Below are 522 nucleotides of genomic sequence, written 5' to 3'. Positions count from 1 at the left end.
CTCGGTCGGCCTATTACAACGAGCCCGATCACTGGACGGTCCGGGATGCCGAGATCATTGCCGTGCTGGCCGAGCTGGTCGCCGACCGGCCCAGCCGGGGATTCTGGAAGTGCTACAAGATCATCCGTCGTCGCGGCTATGACTGGAACCACAAACGGGTCTATCGCGTGTACACAGCGATGGGCTTGAATCACCGACGACCGGCCAAGCGTCGCCTGCCCAAGCGTGAGCGTGTCGCGCTGTACGTCCCGCGCATGCCCGATACCGTGTGGTCTGTCGATTTCATGAGCGACGCCCTCTACAACGGGAAGCGATTTCGGACATTCAATGTCGTCGACGATTTCAATCGGGAAGCGCTCCATATCGAGGTCGACACCTCACTCACTTCCGAGCGCCTGGTGCGAATCTTTCAGCAGCTAAAGGCGGAACACGGTCTGCCGCAGGTCATGCGGTGCGACAACGGACCGGAATTTCTGGGCGAGGCGTTCACCGCCTGGGCCAAACGGGCCGGAATGGCCATTC

The 522-nt window shown here is 60.9% G+C and carries 1 protein-coding gene; it reads left to right on the top strand.

What is annotated here, in order from left to right:
• On the top strand, positions 1-522 hold a 522-nt coding region (locus DEH80_RS17050; protein WP_133249316.1), incomplete at both ends, for a DDE-type integrase/transposase/recombinase.

This window comes from Abyssibacter profundi (assembly GCF_003151135.1).
In the GTDB taxonomy this organism is placed as follows: Bacteria; Pseudomonadota; Gammaproteobacteria; order Nevskiales; family OUC007; genus Abyssibacter; species Abyssibacter profundi.
Note: the sequence above shows the minus strand (reverse complement) of the source record. Positions and strands in the feature narration are given on the sequence as shown.